Raw genomic sequence first — 16383 nt, 5'->3', positions numbered from 1 at the left:
CATCTTACTCCTCCAGCAGGAGGATCTTCGCCGGATCTACAGTCACTGCCTCCGGCACCTGCATATCGCCGCGCTCCCGCTTCATCCAGATCCCCGCCCCCGGCTCCTCCAGATTCTGAAAAACGAGGGTCCACTCAAAGGGCGAATACACCTTCTCTTTTACCAGTACCCGGATCCGGTTCGGCACGTCCTCCCCCTCCGGCGCGGGCAGGATGTCGTGGGCCCGGATCCCGACATGCGTGATCCGGCTCGTCACAGGCTCCTTTGTCTGAAGTGTCACATGCCAGTCCAGGGCGTGCACCTGAAAGTCCCCCGCCCTGCGGATCCGCGACAGGTTCTTGCAGCCGGTGAGACGGGCGGCGGCCACCCTGCGGGGCCTGGCAAAAAGTTCCCTCGTCCCGCCGCAGACCACGCTTTTCCCGTTCTCCATGATCAGCGTCCGGTCGCACAGACGGTAGATCTCGTCCCGGTCATGGCTCACAAGGACCATACAGCCTTCAAACTCCCGGATGATCTGCGCCAGCCCGATCTGCATCTCCTCCCGGAGGTAGCTGTCCATGGCGGAAAACGGTTCATCCAGCAGAAGGCACTGCGCATCCGAGGCAAAGATCCTCGCCAGGGCAGTCCGCTGCTGCTGGCCGCCGGAGAGCTGCCCCGGATACCGGCCCTCCAGCCCCTCCAGGTGGAAACGGCGCACAAGTTCCGCCAGGTTTTTGCCGGCCGCCGGACCTTTGCGCATCCCGGCCCGGATATTCTCCGCCACGGTCATGTTGGGAAACAGGGCGTAATTCTGGAAAAGATAGCCCACTTTCCTTTTCTGCACAGAAAGATCCACCCGCTTTCCACTGTCAAACAGGATTCTTCCGTCCAGACAGATCCGCCCCCGGTCCGGCCGCACAAGCCCTGCCACCGCCCGCAGCGTCATGCTCTTCCCGCAGCCCGATGGCCCCAGTATGCCGAGACATCCGTCTGCCTGGGAAAACGCCGCGTCCAGCTCAAAATTCTTCAGTTTTTTCCCAATCTCTGCTTCCAGCCCTCTCAACGCGTCTCCCTCCGCTCAAATCCCTGAAACAGATACGTAGCACAACTCATCCCGGTGACTGCGATAAAAGAAATAAGCACCAGGATCAGGACGTACTTTCCGGCTCCCTCCATATTTCCGGCAGACACGTCCGAGTAGACAGCCAGCGGCAGCGTCCGCGTCTCCCCTGCAATGTTTCCCGCGATCATAGCCGTGGCGCCGAACTCCCCCAGCCCCCGGGCAAATGCCAGGATCCCCCCTGAGAGGAGTCCGTGCAGGGCGTTCGGCAGAAGGATCTTCCGGAAGATCCGCCACTCGGACATGCCAAGCGTCCGTCCGGCATCCAGAAGGTCCCGGTCCACCTGCTCAAACGCGCCCCGGGCGCAGCGGTACATGAGCGGAAACGAGATCACCGACGCGGCCAGCACAGTGGCGCCCCAGGAAAACGCGATCTTCACCCCGAAAAACTCCAGGAAGAACGCGCCGACCGGCCGGTGGACGCCGAAGAGAAAGAGCAGGAAAAACCCTGCCACTGTGGGAGGCAGCACGAGCGGGAGCGTCAGCACCCCGTCCCAGAAGATCTTCCGCCTCCCGCTTCGCATGCGGAACACGAAAAACGCGGCGGCCACCCCAGCAAAAAAGGTAAGTACGACAGACACCGACGCTGTCTTTGCTGATATCAGTACTGGTGAAAGATCCATACCGCTTTACTCCTTTTCCTCATGTACCGTAAACCCATACGACTCGAAGACTTCCACTGCCTCCCCGCTCCGGAGGAACTTAAGAAAGGCCTGCGCCTCCTTTGGGTGCGCGCTGTCCGCAACCAGCCCCGCCGGGTAGACGGCCGGTTCCTCAAGGCTCCCCTCCGGCGCCGGGGCGATCACCTTTACCCGGTCTGTTGTGGCCGCGTCCGTGGCGTAGACGATCCCCGCCTGGGCGCTGCCCTCAGCCACCCAGTTCAGAACCTCCGTCACATTTGTACCAAGGCTCGCCTTTGCCAGCACCTGATCCCAGAGCCCCAGATCCGTGAGCGCCTCACGGGCATACTGACCCGCCGGGACGCTGGCCGGGTCCCCCACCGCAATGGTGTCCGCCTTTGTAAGATCCGTAAACGATGCAAGACCCGCCTCATTGTCCGCAGGTGTGATCAGCACGATCTGATTGTCCAGAAGGTCCGCCACCGAGTCCCCGTCCACAAATCCTTCCTCCGCCAGGCTGTCCATCTGCTGTCTGGCCGCCGACATGAAAACGTCCGCCTCCATGCCCTCCTCGATCTGGGTCTGCAGCTTGCCGGAGCTGTCATAGGTCCCACGGACTGTCACCCCCGGATGGGCCTCCTCAAACAGGGGGATCAGCTCCTCCTCAAAAGCATATTCCAGGCTGGCTGCAGCCGCCACCAGAATCTCTGTCTGTTCTCCGCCGGTTTTTCCCCCGCTCTGTGTGTCTCCTCCCCCGGAAGCACAGCCGGCCAGGACGACCGCAGCCGCCGTTACACTGACAGACGCTGCCCGCAGATATCCTGCATGTACTTTCTTCATTTTCAGTTCCTCCTCTTGCTCAGTCACACACGTTCCTCTCCCAGTATATATCAAGTTGTTTTCAAAAACAACTCGCTTGCAAAAAGAAACCTGCGCGCAGCCAATCCACGCGCAGCTCCCTATATGCCCCATCGCCTCTCCCAGATCTCTTCCAGGTCCTCCCTGCGGTCGATATCCCGCAGCTCCGTCTCCCGGGCCTCTACGATCTCGACCTGATCCATATGGCGCGCCAGCACTGCCCGGCCCCCCACGTCGCCTGTGAGCGACATCAGCTCCGGGAAAAACGCCGCCGGCCAGAGCACCGGATTCCCGGCCTCCTGCTTCTGCCCGGCGCAGATGATCCGCCCCGGCTTCACCGCAGCCCGGTTCCAGATCCGCTGGATCGTGGAAATGCGAAGTCCCGGCTGGTCGCAGACCGCGAAGAGCACCCCTTCGATCCGGGGCCGGCTCTGAAGCGCCGCGCGGAGCCCCAACTGCAGGGAATGGGAGATCCCAAGCTCCGCTTCCCGGTTGCTCACCGGCGTCACGCCCATCCTGCCGGCCTCTTCCATGATCGCCTCATTGCCCGTGACTATGAACGACTCCACCCCGGGAAACGCAGCCGCCTTCTCCAGCATGTACTGGTAGACGGCCCTGCCCCGCACCTGGCAGGACAGCTTGTCTGCGCCGAACCGGCTGCCCAGACCGGCCGCCAGGATCACAAGGCTGTACCTGCCCCGCACGGCCCGGTACGTCTCCGCGGCCTCCAGGACGCCGCCGCCCACAGCCAGCGCCTTCTCTGAGATCGTATAGCAGGCAGCGTTCTCACAGCGGGCGTCAATGTCCCCGATCTTCATGCCTTCCTGCACAGACGCCCCCTCCTGGAGCATGCCCCGGACCAGGCCGGACATGGCCGCATACACCGGCACGTCCCCTGTGTAGGCCGCGATCTGCCCCTTCTCCACCCGGTCGCCTATGGACACCATCGGGTGGATCCGGCCGTCCGCAGAGGCGCGCAGCAGACGCTCCTTCGTGTAGCCGCCCACATTGCCCGGCACGCCTGTATTGGGGATGGCGCAGCCCTCCCAGATCACCCTGCCAAGGGTGTGCCCCCGCTTGGTCTCCACCACGCAGTGGCAGTCCTCACCGGCTGTAAAACCCGGTCCCACCCCGACGACCAGCGGGGCGTCCGTGATCTTTGTCCCCAGATTCCGCTTGGCGATGACAGCGTCCACCAGTACATCCGGGCGGAACTGCTCCCGCACCCGGGCCGCCTCGTCGACCAGCACCGGGATGTCCCCCTGCTTCAGGATCCGCTGCGCCTCCTCATAATCCCCTGCCAGGACAGCCTCCATCTCTTCCACCCGGGCCCTGCCTTCACAGACAGCCCGCGAAAAGGCCACCGTCCGCCTCACAGTCAGCGGCTGCGGGATCTCCGTCATGAGCACCGCATGGCCGCAGCGGTACAGTCTGGCCGCGATCCCCGTCGCCAGGTCTCCTGCTCCTCTGATCAGTATCTTCATAGTCTGTCCTCCATCCTGCCGCTAAGCAGCACCTCGCCGGGCACCGTCCGCCCGATCCGCTCTGCCGCCGCCATCCGTCCGGGAAGGTCCGCCTGGGCCAGCACCGTGATACACGCCGCTCTCTCCGGCACAGCCTTTCTTCCCCCTTCCGGGTGCGCGGCCAGCAGGGCAATGTCCTCCTCCCGCACCGGATCTTCCGGGCGTCTGCCCAGAAGCCCGGCCGCCAGATCCGCCCGGAAGCAGACATCCTGCATCCGGCCGCCCAGCGCCTGCATCCCGTACACCGACAGGACATGGGTCGCACAGGCCGGGATCACCGGCTCCCGCCCGCCCGGCGCCTTCAGGGGAAGCATCCTGGCTCCGTCCCCCTCGATCAGTACCGGGAAGGGCAGCGCGAGGATCTCCTGCATCCACGCTTCGTCCGGTGCGCGCATCTTGCCGTCCCGGTCCGGACGCCCGAGAAAAACGACCCCCTCCCGCGACAGGATCTCCGCAGCCTTCTCCCGGCTCTGCTCCAGAAGAAACCACGGCTTTTCCTCCGCATACATATGGGTCGTAGTGGTCACCGCAACAGGTATGCCTCTTTGCCTGTACTCCGAGGCCAGGCATTTCAGAAGAGACGTCTTTCCTCCCGCCCCCACCGCGCACACCCGCACATCCCGGCGCTTTGCAAGCCCCAGGGCGTCCAGCAGGCTTTCATATTCTCTGTAAATTCCCGCTTCTTTTTTCCGGATCATAGTCTCTCCAACAGGACGCGGATGTGCCCGCCGCACACCATGCCCTCCTCCTCTGCCTCCCGGGCTGTCATATCCACCTCTGCCAACGCAAAGCCGGATTCATCTGAAAACCGCATCATCTGCAGCGCCCTGTGCATGACCGCGCTCTCGGCGCAGCCGCCGCCGATGGTGCCCACCGTTGTCCCGTCTGCCCGGACCAGCATTTTCGTCCCCACACTGCGGGGCGCCGAGCCCTGCCTGGCAATGATCGTGGCCAGGACCGCCTGCTGCGCGCCGCTTTCAGACCCGCACCCGCCAGGCACCGCTGCAAGCAGCTCACCAGAATAGCCCTCCGACAGGCCTTTCCCGCTCTTCACCTGAATGATCTCGCCAAAGACGGACACGGCAATCTCCTCCGGCGTCTCCGCCCCGATCGGAAGGCCGATGGGGGCATGGACGCGGTCCAACTGCGCCCGGTCGATGCCAAGCTCTGCCATGTGCTCCCGCACCATGGCTGTCCGGCGCCTGCTGCCCATCATCCCGATATAGGCGAAGGCCAGCCCCTTCTCCCTCTCCATGGAAAGGAGCCCGTACAGGCAGTCCTCGTCATAGCGGTGCCCTCTCGTCACAATGACCGCGTAGGTGTCCTGATCCGGTTCCACCTGCCTTAGCCCCTCCCGGAAAGACTCGCAGATCACCAGGTCCGCCCCGGCGCGGCGCGCATCATCCGCGAACTTCGGCCGGTCCTCCAGCACAGTCACGGAAAAGCCCAGCATTTTCCCGATCCGGATGATGGGCCGGGACACGTGGCCCGCGCCGAAGACAAGCAGCCGGGGCGTCCGCCCGAGACGCTCTTCAAAACAGCGCAGCCCGGCATGCTCCTGCCGGAACTTCTCCGCCTCTTTTTCTCCCTCCAGGAGATATTTTGTTCCCGCCGCCGGACCTTCCAGCACAGTCACGGCCGTCAGATCCGGGCAGCCGGCGGCCAGTTTCTCCCGGACCGCCTGATAAAATTCCCTTTGTCGCATACACAATCCTTTTATACTTACATATGATCTACTTTCCAAACCCGCAGTTCGGGAACGTGCACACCGGACAGTTCAGGCACAGGCCGCCTTCCCCCATGCCCGTGAAATCCTCCCGGCTCAGCCGCTCTCCGGCCACCAGCCGGGGAAGCACCAGGTCGAAGATCGTCCGCCCGGCGTACATGACGCAGCCCGGCAGTCCGAGCACCGGGATATCCGGCCCGCCTCCAGGCCGCCTCCGGTAGGCGAGCATAAACATCGCCCCCGGCAGGACCGGCGCCCCGTAGGTGATGACCTCATCCGCGCAGCTTCGGATGGCGAGGGGCGTCCGGTCGTCAGGATCCACGCTCATGCCGCCGGTGCAGACTACCATGTCCGCTCCCTCGCGGATCCATTTCCCGATCGCATCCTGCTCCATGGACACGTCATCGCTGCAAAGGATATTGCCCAGGATCTGTGCGTCCCACTCCCGAAGCTTCGCCTCCACGACCGGCGTGAACTGATCCCGGATCCGCCCATGGTACACCTCGCTCCCCGTGGTCACGATCCCCACTTTGATCTGCCGGAAAGGAAGGATGGAAAAGACTGCCTCTTCGCCGCAGAGCTCCCTGACCTGCTCCATCTTTTCCTCTTCGATCACAAGTGGCACGACCCGCATACCTGCCACCTTGTCCCCCTTCTTCACAGGGAAATCCCCGTGCCGGGAGGCGATGACGATCTCCCCCAGCGCATTGACCCGGTTCAGCTTCTCCCGGTCTGTTTTGAGAAGGCCGTCCATCCCGGCCGTCAGCTCGATCTTTCCCTCCCTGGCTTCCGACGGGGACAGATGCGCCCCCTGGCAGACCTGCCGCAGGATCTCTGCCGCATCGTTCTCGTGGAGCAGCCCCTCCCTGGCCTCCCACACGTAGAGATGCTCCTTCCCCACGGACAGGAGCACCGGGATATCTTCCTCCGTCACGATATGCCCCTTGCGGAACACCGCGTCCTTGACCTTCCCCGGGATGATCTGGGTGATGTCATGGCAGAGCACGGTACCCACGGCGTCCTGCGTCCGGATCTGCTTCATTTCTACTCCCATGTCTTCAGTTCCTTTCCGCCCTGCCGGGTATTGTGCACTTCGCCGCTCTTGCCCCCGGTCTTGCGGACCAGATAGATCTCCGTGATCTCCATGGACTTATCCAGCGCCTTGCACATGTCATAGATGGTGAGGAGCGCCACGCTGACTCCTGTGAGGGCCTCCATCTCCACGCCGGTCTTTCCTGTGATCTTCACCGTGCAGGCGCAGTGGACCGCACAGGCAGCCTCATCCATGTCAAAGGTGATCCGGCAGCCCGTGATGGGCAGGATGTGGCACATGGGGATCAGGTCCGACGTGCGCTTGGCCCCCATGATCCCGGCCGTCTGGGCCACCCCCAGCACATCTCCCTTCCCCACGGTTCCGCGCCGGATCGCCTCAAAGACCTCCCGGTTTACCAGGATGGTCCCCCTGGCCTCGGCTTCCCGCTGCGTCTCATCCTTGCGGGTCACATCCACCATGACCGCTCTTCCGTTCTCTTCAAAATGACTCAGTTCCATGCTGCTCCTCCTGCTCTTTTGCTCTGATCTGCTGTCCCTCTATTTTAACATGCCGGCCGGTGGTTGTAAATCTGCGTAAAATCACGGACTTCCTGTGTTCTTCTCTCCTCATCCGTGCTATACTTAACGGTAGAACGTAAAACCGCCCCGCAAAGATGCGGGGTTTGCAGGAACAGGAGGAATACGCGATGCTCGAGACACTTCTCACCCTGCCGGGCTTCATCTACCAGGCCGGCGGGAACTATTATTTTCTTGGAAAATGGATCTGCAGGGAATGCACGGATGTGGACGCCACCGACTCGGTGGCCATGTACCAGATGTGCCGGGATGCAAAGGAGGAGAAAAACGCCGCCCTCTATTTCCAGAAGATCCGCGCCTACAGCGACTTTGCGCTGGAGATCCCCTATGATCCGGAGAAGATCAGAACAGACATGGCCGCTCTTCTTGCCAGTCTCTCCGACGCGGACAGGGCGTCTCTGGAAAAGCAGATCCGCCAGGTGCAGGAAGACATGTAAGGAAAAACTTCCTCTTGACTTTTCCCGGAAGGGTGTTATAGTAAAAATTACTTATATGACTGACGGAAGTGGAATCGACCACAGGGAGTATAAGGATCCAAATCAGCCGACCGTCTGGGCACAGAAACTTGTGCCCGGAAGGTCGTTTTTTTATACGCCGGGCACCATATGAAGGAGGAAGATCATATGATGCACATGGAACAGTGGAATGGATTTGCGGGAAGACTGTGGCGGGAGGAGATCAATGTCCGCGATTTCATCCAGCACAACTACACCCCTTATGACGGAGACGCCTCGTTTCTGCGCGGGCCCTCCGAGGCGACGGACCTCCTCTGGGGGGAACTGAAACGGCTCCAGAAGGAAGAGCGGGCAAAGGGCGGCGTCCTCGCCATGGACACGGACATCGTCTCCACCATCACCTCCCACGCGCCCGGCTATATCAGCCCGGAACTCAGGGACAGGGAAAAGGTGGTTGGCCTACAGACAGACAGGCCGCTGAAACGGGCGTTCATGCCTTTCGGCGGCATCCGCATGGCGGAGGAGGCATGCACCACCTACGGCTACACGCCGGATCCGGCCCTGCACAAATTTTTCACGGAATACCACACCACCCACAACCAGGGCGTCTTTGACACCTACACGCCGGAGATCAAGAAGGCCCGCCACAACAAGATCATCACCGGGCTCCCGGACACCTACGGCCGGGGCCGCATCGTGGGGGACTACCGGCGGGTGGCACTCTACGGCATTGACCTTCTCATCCGGGACAAGAAGGAAGACTTTGACCACTGCGGCTACGGCTCCATGCGGGACGACATCATCCGCCAGCGGGAGGAGCTTGCCAAGCAGATCCGGGCGCTGGGACAGATGAAGGAGATGGCCGCCTCCTACGGCTTTGATATCTCCCGCCCGGCCGGCAATGCCAGGGAGGCTGTGCAGTGGCTCTACTTCGGCTACCTGGCCGCCGTCAAGACCCAGAACGGCGCCGCCATGAGCGTAGGCCGCATCTCCACCTTCCTGGACATCTACATCCAGCGCGATCTGGCCGCCGGGACCCTGACAGAAGAGGAGGCCCAGGAGCTCATCGACCATCTGGCCATGAAGCTTCGCATGGTGAAATTTGCCCGCATCCCCTCCTACAACCAGCTCTTCTCCGGCGATCCGGTGTGGGCCACCCTGGAGGTGGCCGGCATGGGACAGGACGGCCGCTCCATGGTGACAAAGACGGACTACCGGTTCCTCCACACGCTGGAGAACATGGGGCCGTCCCCGGAGCCCAACCTGACGGTGCTCTACTCCACCAGGCTGCCGGCGCCTTTCAAGGCCTACGCCTCCCACATCTCCATCCGGACCAGCTCCATCCAGTACGAGAACGACGATGTGATGCGGCCTGTCTGGGGCGACGACTACTCCATCTGCTGCTGCGTGTCCGCCACCCAGACCGGGAAAGAGATGCAGTTCTTCGGCGCCAGGGCCAACCTGGCAAAATGCCTCCTCTACGCCATCAACGGGGGCGTGGACGAGAAGACAAAGGAGCAGGTAGGCCCGGAGAGCAGGCCCATCACATCCGAATACCTGGATTACGATGAAGTCATGCACCGCTTTGACGCCATGATGGGCTGGCTGGCAGGGCTCTACGTCAACACCCTGAACCTGATCCAGTACATGCATGACAAGTACTACTATGAATCCGCCCTCATGGCCCTCATCGACACGGACGTGCGGCGGACCTTCGCCACCGGGATCGCCGGCTTCTCCCACGTGGTGGACTCCTTAAGCGCCATCCGATATGCGAAAGTCCGGACCATCCGGGACGGGGACGGCATTGTGACGGACTATGAGACAACAGGGGATTTCCCCCGGTACGGCAACGACGACGACCGGGCGGACGACATTGCGGTCTGGCTTTTGAAAACCTTTATGCAGAAGATCCGGCAGCACCACACCTACCGGGATTCCGAGCCTACCACATCCATCCTCACCATCACATCCAATGTCGTGTACGGCAAGGCTACCGGCTCCCTGCCGGACGGGCGCAGGGCAGGCGAACCTCTGTCTCCCGGCGCCAACCCCAGTTACGGCGCAGAGCGAAGCGGGCTCCTCGCCTCCCTGAATTCCCTGGCCAAACTTCCCTATGAGTGGGCTCTGGACGGCATTTCCAACACCCAGACCATCCACCCGGATGCCCTGGGCCACACAGAGGAGGAGCGGATCCGCAATCTCATCCTCGTCCTGGACGGCTACTTCTGCCAGGGCGCGCACCATCTGAATGTCAATGTGTTCGGCGTGGAGAAGCTCATCGACGCCATGGAGCATCCGGAGAAGGAGGAGTACGCCAACTTTACCATCCGCGTCTCCGGCTACGCGGTGAAATTCATCGACCTCACCCGGGAGCAGCAGATGGATGTCATCGCCAGAACCTGCCACAAGACCATATAGACCTATACAGGAGGTATGTTCAACATGCAGCATCCCGCAGATCCTCTCTTCCTGCAGAGGGACGGCCAGCCCTCTGCCGCCGGCCTTGTCCACTCCACGGAGAGCTTCGGCTCCGTGGACGGGCCGGGCATCCGTTTCGTCATCTTTCTCCAGGGCTGTCCCCTGCGGTGCCGCTTCTGTCACAACCCGGACACCTGGGCCCCCGCCTCTGACCATGCCGTGCGAAAGACTGCCGATGAGCTTCTCCGGCAGGCGCTCCGGTACCGCCCCTACTGGGGCGAAGAGGGCGGGATCACCGTAAGCGGCGGGGAACCCCTTCTGCAGACCGGATTTCTGACGGAGCTGTTCCGGAAGGCAAAAGAAAAAGGCATCCACACGGCCATCGACACAGCCGGGGCGCCCTTTACGCGGGAGGAACCTTTTTACAGCCGCTTCCTTGCGCTGATGGAGTACACAGACCTTGTGCTCCTTGACCTGAAGATGATGGATCCGGCCGGACATGTCAGGCTGACCGGGCGCGGGAATGACAATATCCTTGCCATGGCCCGGCTCCTGGATACGCTGCGCATCCCGGTCTGGATCCGCCACGTCCTCGTCCCCGGACTCACAGACGACGAGACGGATCTTCGCGAGATGGATGTCTTCATCCGCTCCCTCTCCAACGTGGAGCGGGTGGAGGTCCTGCCCTACCACACACTTGGCGTTTTTAAATGGAAGGACCTGGGGATCCCCTATACGCTTGGGGATGTGCCGCCTCCTTCCGAAGAGGAAACAGAAAAGGCAAAGCGCCTTCTGCACATTAATTAGCAGAAGGCGCTTTGCCTTTTTCCCGCCGGGCCGCCCTACGGCACGGCCTTCCGGTAGTAATCCGTATCCACGATCAGCTCCCCGAGGCGGAGCCTGCAGCTCACGGTCTCGTTTATCTTCTCCACATACGCAGCCTTTTCCTCCTCCGTCATGCTGACGCCCTGAGCGGGCAGGAACTCCTGCGTATACCTGCTGTAGGATCCCTGATCGGAGATCCAGGACTGGGAGAAAAAGACCGCCAGTCCCTCCCGGTCCGAGAGCGCGTCCGTCCCGGCCAGCATCCGGGAATCATACTCCGCGCCGAGAAGATTGAGGAGGGTGGGAAGGATGTCCACCTGGGAGCAGACCTTGTCCACCTTCACCGGCTCCTCCATGGAAGCCGACCAGAGGATCCACGTGTTCCTGTAGACGTCTGTATCCACATCCGACTCGTCCAGCGTCTCCACGGAGTCGGAGCCAAACTCCCTGCCTGCCAGTTCCTCCAGGATGTCCAGGTCCGAGTAGGGGATGTGATCCGGCGCCATGACAAGGAGGGTGTGGTCCGCGATGCCGGCTTCTTCCAGGCGGTCCACCAGCTCTGCCAGCCCCTTCTCCAGTTCCAGCCCGGAGGCGATGTACGCCTTCGTCTTGTCGGAGTACGGAAGATCCGCCACTTTCTCCCAGTTCCTGCGGGACATCTCGTTGCTGTCATACCCGTAGGGAAGATGCATGCTGATGGTCAGATAATAGACGTTGAATGGCTCCTTTTCCATGTAGTCGTCAAAGGTCTGCTCCACCATGTAGGCGTCCGACTGGGGCCAGAAGGCATGACCGCTTTCGTCTGTCTCCTTTGTCACGGGCCGCCCGCATTTGTCCGTCTGGCGCCACTCATACCCCAGGTTCGGATGGGACAGCTCCCGGCCGTACATGTTCTGGTTAAAATGGTAGCCGATGGAGGTATACCCGTCCTCCTGCAGCGCGTTCGCCAGCGTGAAGGGAAGCCAGGTGCCGCGCTCCCCGCTCTCCGTCAGGCTGACCGGGAAGCCCGCCTTCGGGTAGAGTCCGGTCAGGTTCTGGAACTCCCCGCCCGATGTGCTTGTAAAATGAAGCGGTGAGTAAAAGTTTTCAAAGACAAACCCTTCGGTAGACAGCCTGTACAGGACAGGCGTCAGCTCCGGGTCGATCATATAGCCGCTGAACCCCTCAGCGGTGATAAAAATGACGTTGTACCCCTCAAACATGCCTGTGTACGCATTCTGACGCACCGGCTGCAGGCTTCCGAAGTAGGAGGAAAGCCATTTTTCCTCCTCCGAGGACGCCGACGCCTCCAGCGCCTCAAAGTCAACATCCAGCATGTTCGGCTCATACGTTTCCTCCGGCTCTTCCTCCTCTTCCTGCGCCTGCCCGATCTCCGGCATGGCTGTCTCTGGCACGCCGAACAGACTGTGGCGGATGTCGTTGAAAAGCATGATCCCAAACCCAAGCTGCTCCACCTGGTCGTCGGTGTACAGATCTGTCCGGTACAGATAGGCAGGCGTCATCGCCCCCTTCCACGGGAAGAGGAAGATACACGCCAGATTTACGCAAAAGAACAGGATCGCTCCGGCAAAGACAGGGATGCACCCTTTCTTTCCCTGGTCTTTCTCTGCCTCTTTCCACGGCAGACCTGTCACAAAAAAATAGAGGGCGCCGGGCAGGAGGACAAGCAGAAAGAACCCCGGGACATGGCCCCTCAGCGCCTCCCACAGGGCGCTTTTATAATCCCCGAGGTGATTCCCTGCCGCCGTGTCCAGTCCCCCCACGACCTGGAAGTACTGCTGAAAGATCGTCCGGACGATGCACTCCGCCATACAGACGACCGACATCAGCAGAGTGACAAAAGCCCCCGCCGCCCGCTGCGCCCGCCTCGGCAGGAGCGACACGACGGCGGCGGCAAAAAGGCCGCCGGCGGCCGCCGCCGTCAGGAACACGGGCGCATACCGCATGTCCAGCCCCATATACAGATGGAACGCAAGCTCCATATAGACAGCAAGCGCTGCCAGTATCAGTCCTCTCATCTCACACATTCCTCATTCGTATCTCTTTCGCGTCAGTGTACAAGGGGACAATACGGTCGTTGCCCCTTGTACACTGACGCTATGCAGGACTATTATACACCAGCAGCGCTCTATATGCCAGCAGGTCTGTCTTCCGGCCGGCAGCGGCAGTCTATTTTCTGATAAATACCGGCATCAGCACCTAATTATGGCATCCGTGGTGGCCGCCGCATCCCTGGTGACCCTCCCCGTGGTGCCCGCACTCGTGTCCCTCACCATGTCCGTGGTGATCACAGTTTGCCTCTGCGTTGGGGACGATCTCCCCGGCCAGCAGCGCTTCCACCGCCCGGTCTGCATCTCCTGTCACCCCTGCGTAAAGCCGGATGCCCGCAGCCTGCAGCGCCTGCACAGCTCCGCCTCCGATGCCGCCGCAGATCAGCGTGTCCGCTTTCAGTCCTCCCAGCACACCTGCCAGGGCGCCGTGGCCCTGCCCGTTTGTGTCTACTACCTCGGAGGCGATCACCTTTCCGTTCTCCACATCATAGATCTTAAACTGCTCCGTGTGCCCAAAATGCTGGAACACCTGTCCATTTTCATACGTAACTGCGATTCTCATCACATTCTCTCCTTTCGCTTTCTGATACTGCTGTCCGAGCGCATATTTGTAACAGTCCTGCCGCCGCCCGCAGGTCTCCTCCCCGCAGCAGAGCTGGTAACTTCCTCCCCCGATCTTTAAGGGGCGGCCTTCCACCAGCGCACTGGCCAGCTTCTTCCTGGCCGAGGCGTATACAAGCTGTACGGCGGTGCGGGAGATCTGCATCTGCTCCCCGCACTGCTCCTGGGAGAGTTCTTCCCCGTCGATGAGGCGGATCGTCTCGTATTCATCCACCGTCATGTACACGGCCTCTGTTCCTGCTTCCGCACATCCGTACTCTGTCTCCTGTCCGCTCTCCGCCGGCAGGAAGACCGGAAACGGCGGATAATCACACACCCGCCTGCACTTCTTCGGCCTTGGCATTGTCCTCTCTCCTTTCGCATCCGCTGCCCGTTCAGCTTTCTCCCATACAGTATAGAACTGTAACGGGCATATGTCAATAATCTTTTCTGACATATGCCCGTTATTTATTCTATCGCTTCCATCTGCGCCCAGTCAACCGGCTCTGTCAGATGGTAGAGCCGGGGCTGTTTCCCCCATATCCTGACCTCCAGATACCTGTCCGTGAGCCGGAAGGATCCCTTTTGCGGGAGGAGCCCGGTCAGCACAGGTCCTGGAAGCTCCGGGAGCGCTGTGTACTTCCACAGCATCTCCTCCGCCTCAAACTCCGCCATACAGGCCGTCAGTTTCTCTGTGTCCCCGACATCTTTCTCTCCTTTGTCCCCCGCTGCCACGGACACATCCGACAGACCGCTCTCCTCCAGGTCCAGTATCTCGGCCACAGAGGCTCTGCTGCTGGAGACTGCGATCCATCCCGTACTGAATACGCTCAGAAACATGATTGCAAACAAAAGCCCGGTCCCAAGCCGCCGTCCTTCTGCCCGGATCGTGGCGCGCATCCGGTACCGCAGCGACCTGGCCGAGGCAGACAGACAGGTCGTAAATCCCCGGCTGTCGCCAGCCGTGGCAAGCAAGAGTTCCGCATACTTCCGGCGCGTTTCCGCGTCCGCATCTTTCAGGACGATCTCATCACAGGACAGTTCCAGATCATCCTCCGCCCTGCGGACCGCCGTCCACACAAAAGGATGGATCCAGCCGAAGGCGCGGCAGAAGCACAGGAAAAATTTCGTGTGGGTGTCATTTCTCTGGATATGATGCAGCTCATGGGCGAAGACAAGCTCCGCCTCCAGCGGCGTGTACGTCCGCTCCGGCAGGTAGGTGACCCGGTTCTTTTTCCGCATGCCGGCTGTGAGAGGCGTGCGGATCAGGGGACTGCGCCGCAGCCTGACTGGCAGATCCACCTCCAGGTCTCTTCGGATCTTCTCCCACAGTTCCTTCTCTTCGTCCAGAGCCGGAACGGAGTGCCGCTTCAGCATCCTTGAAAAGCGAAGGTGCGTAAGGACCTGAAGACCAAACAGGAGCACAAAACCTGCAATCCAGACAAGGAGCGCTGCCTTCATGATCTGTCCGGGGATATAGAGCACGGCCAGGGGCGGGCCGGTGCGCAGGTTGTAAAGCAGGTTCGGCTGATAGAAGAGGAAGACCGGGATCAGCCAGAGAGTCGCGCAGGTCCGGGCCGTATAGTATCTGCGAAGGAGCGGCAGCGCCGCAAGGAGCAGGGTGAAATACAGGCTGATAAAAACCAGGATATCGATGGACATACTGAGCATGTATTCGATCCCGTACGAAATTCCAAAAAAGCAGACATACAGAACCATATAGAGGGCCAGTATGACCGGGAAAACGACCGGGTCCATCCACACTGCCGTGTCTGGCCGGTTCATCGCCCAGCCTCTCTTGCCCCCGTGCTCCACATTCCAGGACTGCCGGAAGCCGGCGCTTAAAAGGCATCCGAGAAATACTCCCCAGATAGCCCGTACCGTGACAACAAGGATCGTCTCTGTCATCCTACAGCCCTCCCTTCTCAAGGAGCTCACGCAGTTCCTCCAGATCCTCCTTCCGGACACCGCTGTCACAGAGCGCCGCCGCAAACCCGGCTACAGACCCGTGGAACACCCGGTCAAGGAAGGAGCGGCTCTCCAGCGCCAGATACTCCTTCTCTGTGATAAGCGGCCTGTACAGGTTTGTCCTCCCCTCTTTTTCTATGGAGAGAAATCCCTTCTCACAAAGCCGGGTCAGCAAAGTGAGTATAGTGGTCGGCGCCAGGGGATGGGTGTTTTCCAGCGCTTCCTCGACTGCGGCCCGGGAGACAGGCGGCGTCTCCTTCCATATGATCTGCATGATCTCCAGTTCACTCTCCGGAAGCCGTTTGATCTCATTCATAAAACTCACTCCTCTCCCAGCAAAAAAGTTCTACATCTGTAGAATTATTATATTCTACAGATGTAGAAAAGTCAATAGAAAAAGCACCTGAAAGATGACTCTCTCAGGTGCTTTCCTCTCATTCCAATGCGATTATTTATGTACCTTCAAAACCACATACAAGAAATCTTCATCCGTCTCCCTGAACCTTCTGCGGTTATGCCCTCGACCGATTAGTAACAGTCAGCTCCATGTGTTACCACACTTCCACCTCTGCCCTATCTACCTCGTCGTCTTCAAGGGGTCTTACTAC

15 protein-coding genes, 1 rRNA gene and 1 riboswitch are annotated in these 16383 nt (G+C 60.7%); of the genes, 3 read left to right on the top strand and 13 right to left on the bottom strand.

What is annotated here, in order from left to right:
- Window positions 1-4 precede the first annotated feature (4 nt).
- The 8 genes from H6A20_RS11250 to moaC all read right to left on the bottom strand — a co-directional run bounded on the left by H6A20_RS11250 (window position 5) and on the right by moaC (window position 7377).
- A complete protein-coding gene (locus tag H6A20_RS11250; RefSeq protein ID WP_204907220.1) occupies window positions 5-1042 on the bottom strand; it encodes a sulfate/molybdate ABC transporter ATP-binding protein in 1038 nt (345 codons plus the stop codon).
- The gene (gene modB / locus H6A20_RS11245; protein WP_204907219.1) at window positions 1039-1722 is read right to left on the bottom strand and encodes a molybdate ABC transporter permease subunit; all 684 of its coding nucleotides are present in this window, start codon (window positions 1720-1722) and stop codon (window positions 1039-1041) included. The genes H6A20_RS11250 and modB overlap by 4 nt, the downstream gene beginning before the upstream one ends.
- A gap of 6 nt (window positions 1723-1728) precedes the next feature.
- Complete coding sequence (gene modA / locus H6A20_RS11240; RefSeq protein WP_204907218.1) at window positions 1729-2559, bottom strand: molybdate ABC transporter substrate-binding protein; 831 nt, start codon at window positions 2557-2559, stop codon at window positions 1729-1731.
- A gap of 119 nt (window positions 2560-2678) precedes the next feature.
- The gene (gene yqeB / locus H6A20_RS11235; RefSeq protein ID WP_204907217.1) at window positions 2679-4061 is read right to left on the bottom strand and encodes a selenium-dependent molybdenum cofactor biosynthesis protein YqeB; all 1383 of its coding nucleotides are present in this window, start codon (window positions 4059-4061) and stop codon (window positions 2679-2681) included.
- Window positions 4058-4798 (bottom strand): selenium cofactor biosynthesis protein YqeC, encoded by a 741-nt coding sequence (yqeC, locus tag H6A20_RS11230; RefSeq protein ID WP_204907216.1) that lies wholly within the window; start codon window positions 4796-4798, stop codon window positions 4058-4060. The genes yqeB and yqeC overlap by 4 nt, the downstream gene beginning before the upstream one ends.
- Window positions 4795-5805: an XdhC family protein gene (locus H6A20_RS11225; protein ID WP_204907215.1), complete on the bottom strand. Its 1011-nt coding sequence runs from the start codon at window positions 5803-5805 to the stop codon at window positions 4795-4797. The genes yqeC and H6A20_RS11225 overlap by 4 nt, the downstream gene beginning before the upstream one ends.
- A 28-nt stretch (window positions 5806-5833) precedes the next feature.
- On the bottom strand, window positions 5834-6868 hold the full coding sequence (locus H6A20_RS11220; protein ID WP_204907239.1) for a molybdopterin-binding protein: 1035 nt from the start codon (window positions 6866-6868) through the stop codon (window positions 5834-5836).
- Window positions 6869-6870: 2 nt separating this feature from the next.
- Complete coding sequence (moaC, locus tag H6A20_RS11215) at window positions 6871-7377, bottom strand: cyclic pyranopterin monophosphate synthase MoaC (RefSeq protein ID WP_204907214.1); 507 nt, start codon at window positions 7375-7377, stop codon at window positions 6871-6873.
- 188 nt (window positions 7378-7565) lie between these two features.
- Between moaC and H6A20_RS11210 the strand changes: the two genes are divergently transcribed.
- The 3 genes from H6A20_RS11210 (at window position 7566) to pflA (ending at window position 11138) form a co-directional block, all read left to right on the top strand.
- Window positions 7566-7892 (top strand): hypothetical protein, encoded by a 327-nt coding sequence (locus H6A20_RS11210; RefSeq protein ID WP_204907213.1) that lies wholly within the window; start codon window positions 7566-7568, stop codon window positions 7890-7892.
- Window positions 7893-7937: 45 nt separating this feature from the next.
- A riboswitch (ZMP/ZTP riboswitch) is annotated at window positions 7938-8019 on the top strand.
- A 59-nt stretch (window positions 8020-8078) separates the two neighbouring features.
- Window positions 8079-10331 carry a formate C-acetyltransferase gene (gene pflB / locus H6A20_RS11205; protein WP_204907212.1) on the top strand — a complete coding sequence of 751 codons (2253 nt, stop codon included), beginning with the start codon at window positions 8079-8081 and terminating at the stop codon, window positions 10329-10331.
- A gap of 24 nt (window positions 10332-10355) precedes the next feature.
- Complete coding sequence (gene pflA / locus H6A20_RS11200) at window positions 10356-11138, top strand: pyruvate formate-lyase-activating protein (protein WP_204907211.1); 783 nt, start codon at window positions 10356-10358, stop codon at window positions 11136-11138.
- Between the two features lie 35 nt (window positions 11139-11173).
- On the opposite strand, the gene H6A20_RS11195 is transcribed toward pflA, so the two are convergent.
- The 5 genes from H6A20_RS11195 to H6A20_RS11175 all read right to left on the bottom strand — a co-directional run.
- Complete coding sequence (locus tag H6A20_RS11195; protein ID WP_204907210.1) at window positions 11174-13174, bottom strand: LTA synthase family protein; 2001 nt, start codon at window positions 13172-13174, stop codon at window positions 11174-11176.
- A 181-nt stretch (window positions 13175-13355) separates the two neighbouring features.
- Window positions 13356-14171: a DUF134 domain-containing protein gene (locus H6A20_RS11190; protein WP_204907209.1), complete on the bottom strand. Its 816-nt coding sequence runs from the start codon at window positions 14169-14171 to the stop codon at window positions 13356-13358.
- Between the two features lie 104 nt (window positions 14172-14275).
- Window positions 14276-15715 carry a M56 family metallopeptidase gene (locus H6A20_RS11185; protein WP_204907208.1) on the bottom strand — a complete coding sequence of 480 codons (1440 nt, stop codon included), beginning with the start codon at window positions 15713-15715 and terminating at the stop codon, window positions 14276-14278.
- 1 nt (window position 15716) lies between these two features.
- On the bottom strand, window positions 15717-16091 hold the full coding sequence (locus H6A20_RS11180) for a BlaI/MecI/CopY family transcriptional regulator (protein WP_204907207.1): 375 nt from the start codon (window positions 16089-16091) through the stop codon (window positions 15717-15719).
- 192 nt (window positions 16092-16283) lie between these two features.
- A 23S ribosomal RNA gene (locus H6A20_RS11175) occupies window positions 16284-16383 on the bottom strand; the annotation flags it as partial.

The organism is Mordavella massiliensis (genome assembly GCF_016901695.1).
GTDB classification, from domain to species: Bacteria; Bacillota; Clostridia; order Lachnospirales; family Lachnospiraceae; genus Claveliimonas; species Claveliimonas massiliensis_A.
This window is presented reverse-complemented; position numbering and strand designations above follow the sequence as displayed.

Bases quoted from the DNA above. Each gene is read 5' to 3' on its own strand.
- modB (WP_204907219.1), bottom strand. From the start codon at position 1,722: ATGGATCTTTCACCAGTACTGATATCAGCAAAGACAGCGTCGGTGTCT.
- modA (WP_204907218.1), bottom strand. From the start codon at position 2,559: ATGAAGAAAGTACATGCAGGATATCTGCGGGCAGCGTCTGTCAGTGTA.
- yqeB (WP_204907217.1), bottom strand. From the start codon at position 4,061: ATGAAGATACTGATCAGAGGAGCAGGAGACCTGGCGACGGGGATCGCG.
- yqeC (WP_204907216.1), bottom strand. From the start codon at position 4,798: ATGATCCGGAAAAAAGAAGCGGGAATTTACAGAGAATATGAAAGCCTG.
- H6A20_RS11225 (WP_204907215.1), bottom strand. From the start codon at position 5,805: ATGCGACAAAGGGAATTTTATCAGGCGGTCCGGGAGAAACTGGCCGCC.
- H6A20_RS11220 (WP_204907239.1), bottom strand. From the start codon at position 6,868: ATGAAGCAGATCCGGACGCAGGACGCCGTGGGTACCGTGCTCTGCCAT.
- moaC (WP_204907214.1), bottom strand. From the start codon at position 7,377: ATGGAACTGAGTCATTTTGAAGAGAACGGAAGAGCGGTCATGGTGGAT.
- H6A20_RS11210 (WP_204907213.1), top strand. From the start codon at position 7,566: ATGCTCGAGACACTTCTCACCCTGCCGGGCTTCATCTACCAGGCCGGC.
- pflB (WP_204907212.1), top strand. From the start codon at position 8,079: ATGATGCACATGGAACAGTGGAATGGATTTGCGGGAAGACTGTGGCGG.
- pflA (WP_204907211.1), top strand. From the start codon at position 10,356: ATGCAGCATCCCGCAGATCCTCTCTTCCTGCAGAGGGACGGCCAGCCC.
- H6A20_RS11195 (WP_204907210.1), bottom strand. From the start codon at position 13,174: ATGAGAGGACTGATACTGGCAGCGCTTGCTGTCTATATGGAGCTTGCG.
- H6A20_RS11190 (WP_204907209.1), bottom strand. From the start codon at position 14,171: ATGCCAAGGCCGAAGAAGTGCAGGCGGGTGTGTGATTATCCGCCGTTT.
- H6A20_RS11185 (WP_204907208.1), bottom strand. From the start codon at position 15,715: ATGACAGAGACGATCCTTGTTGTCACGGTACGGGCTATCTGGGGAGTA.
- H6A20_RS11180 (WP_204907207.1), bottom strand. From the start codon at position 16,091: ATGAATGAGATCAAACGGCTTCCGGAGAGTGAACTGGAGATCATGCAG.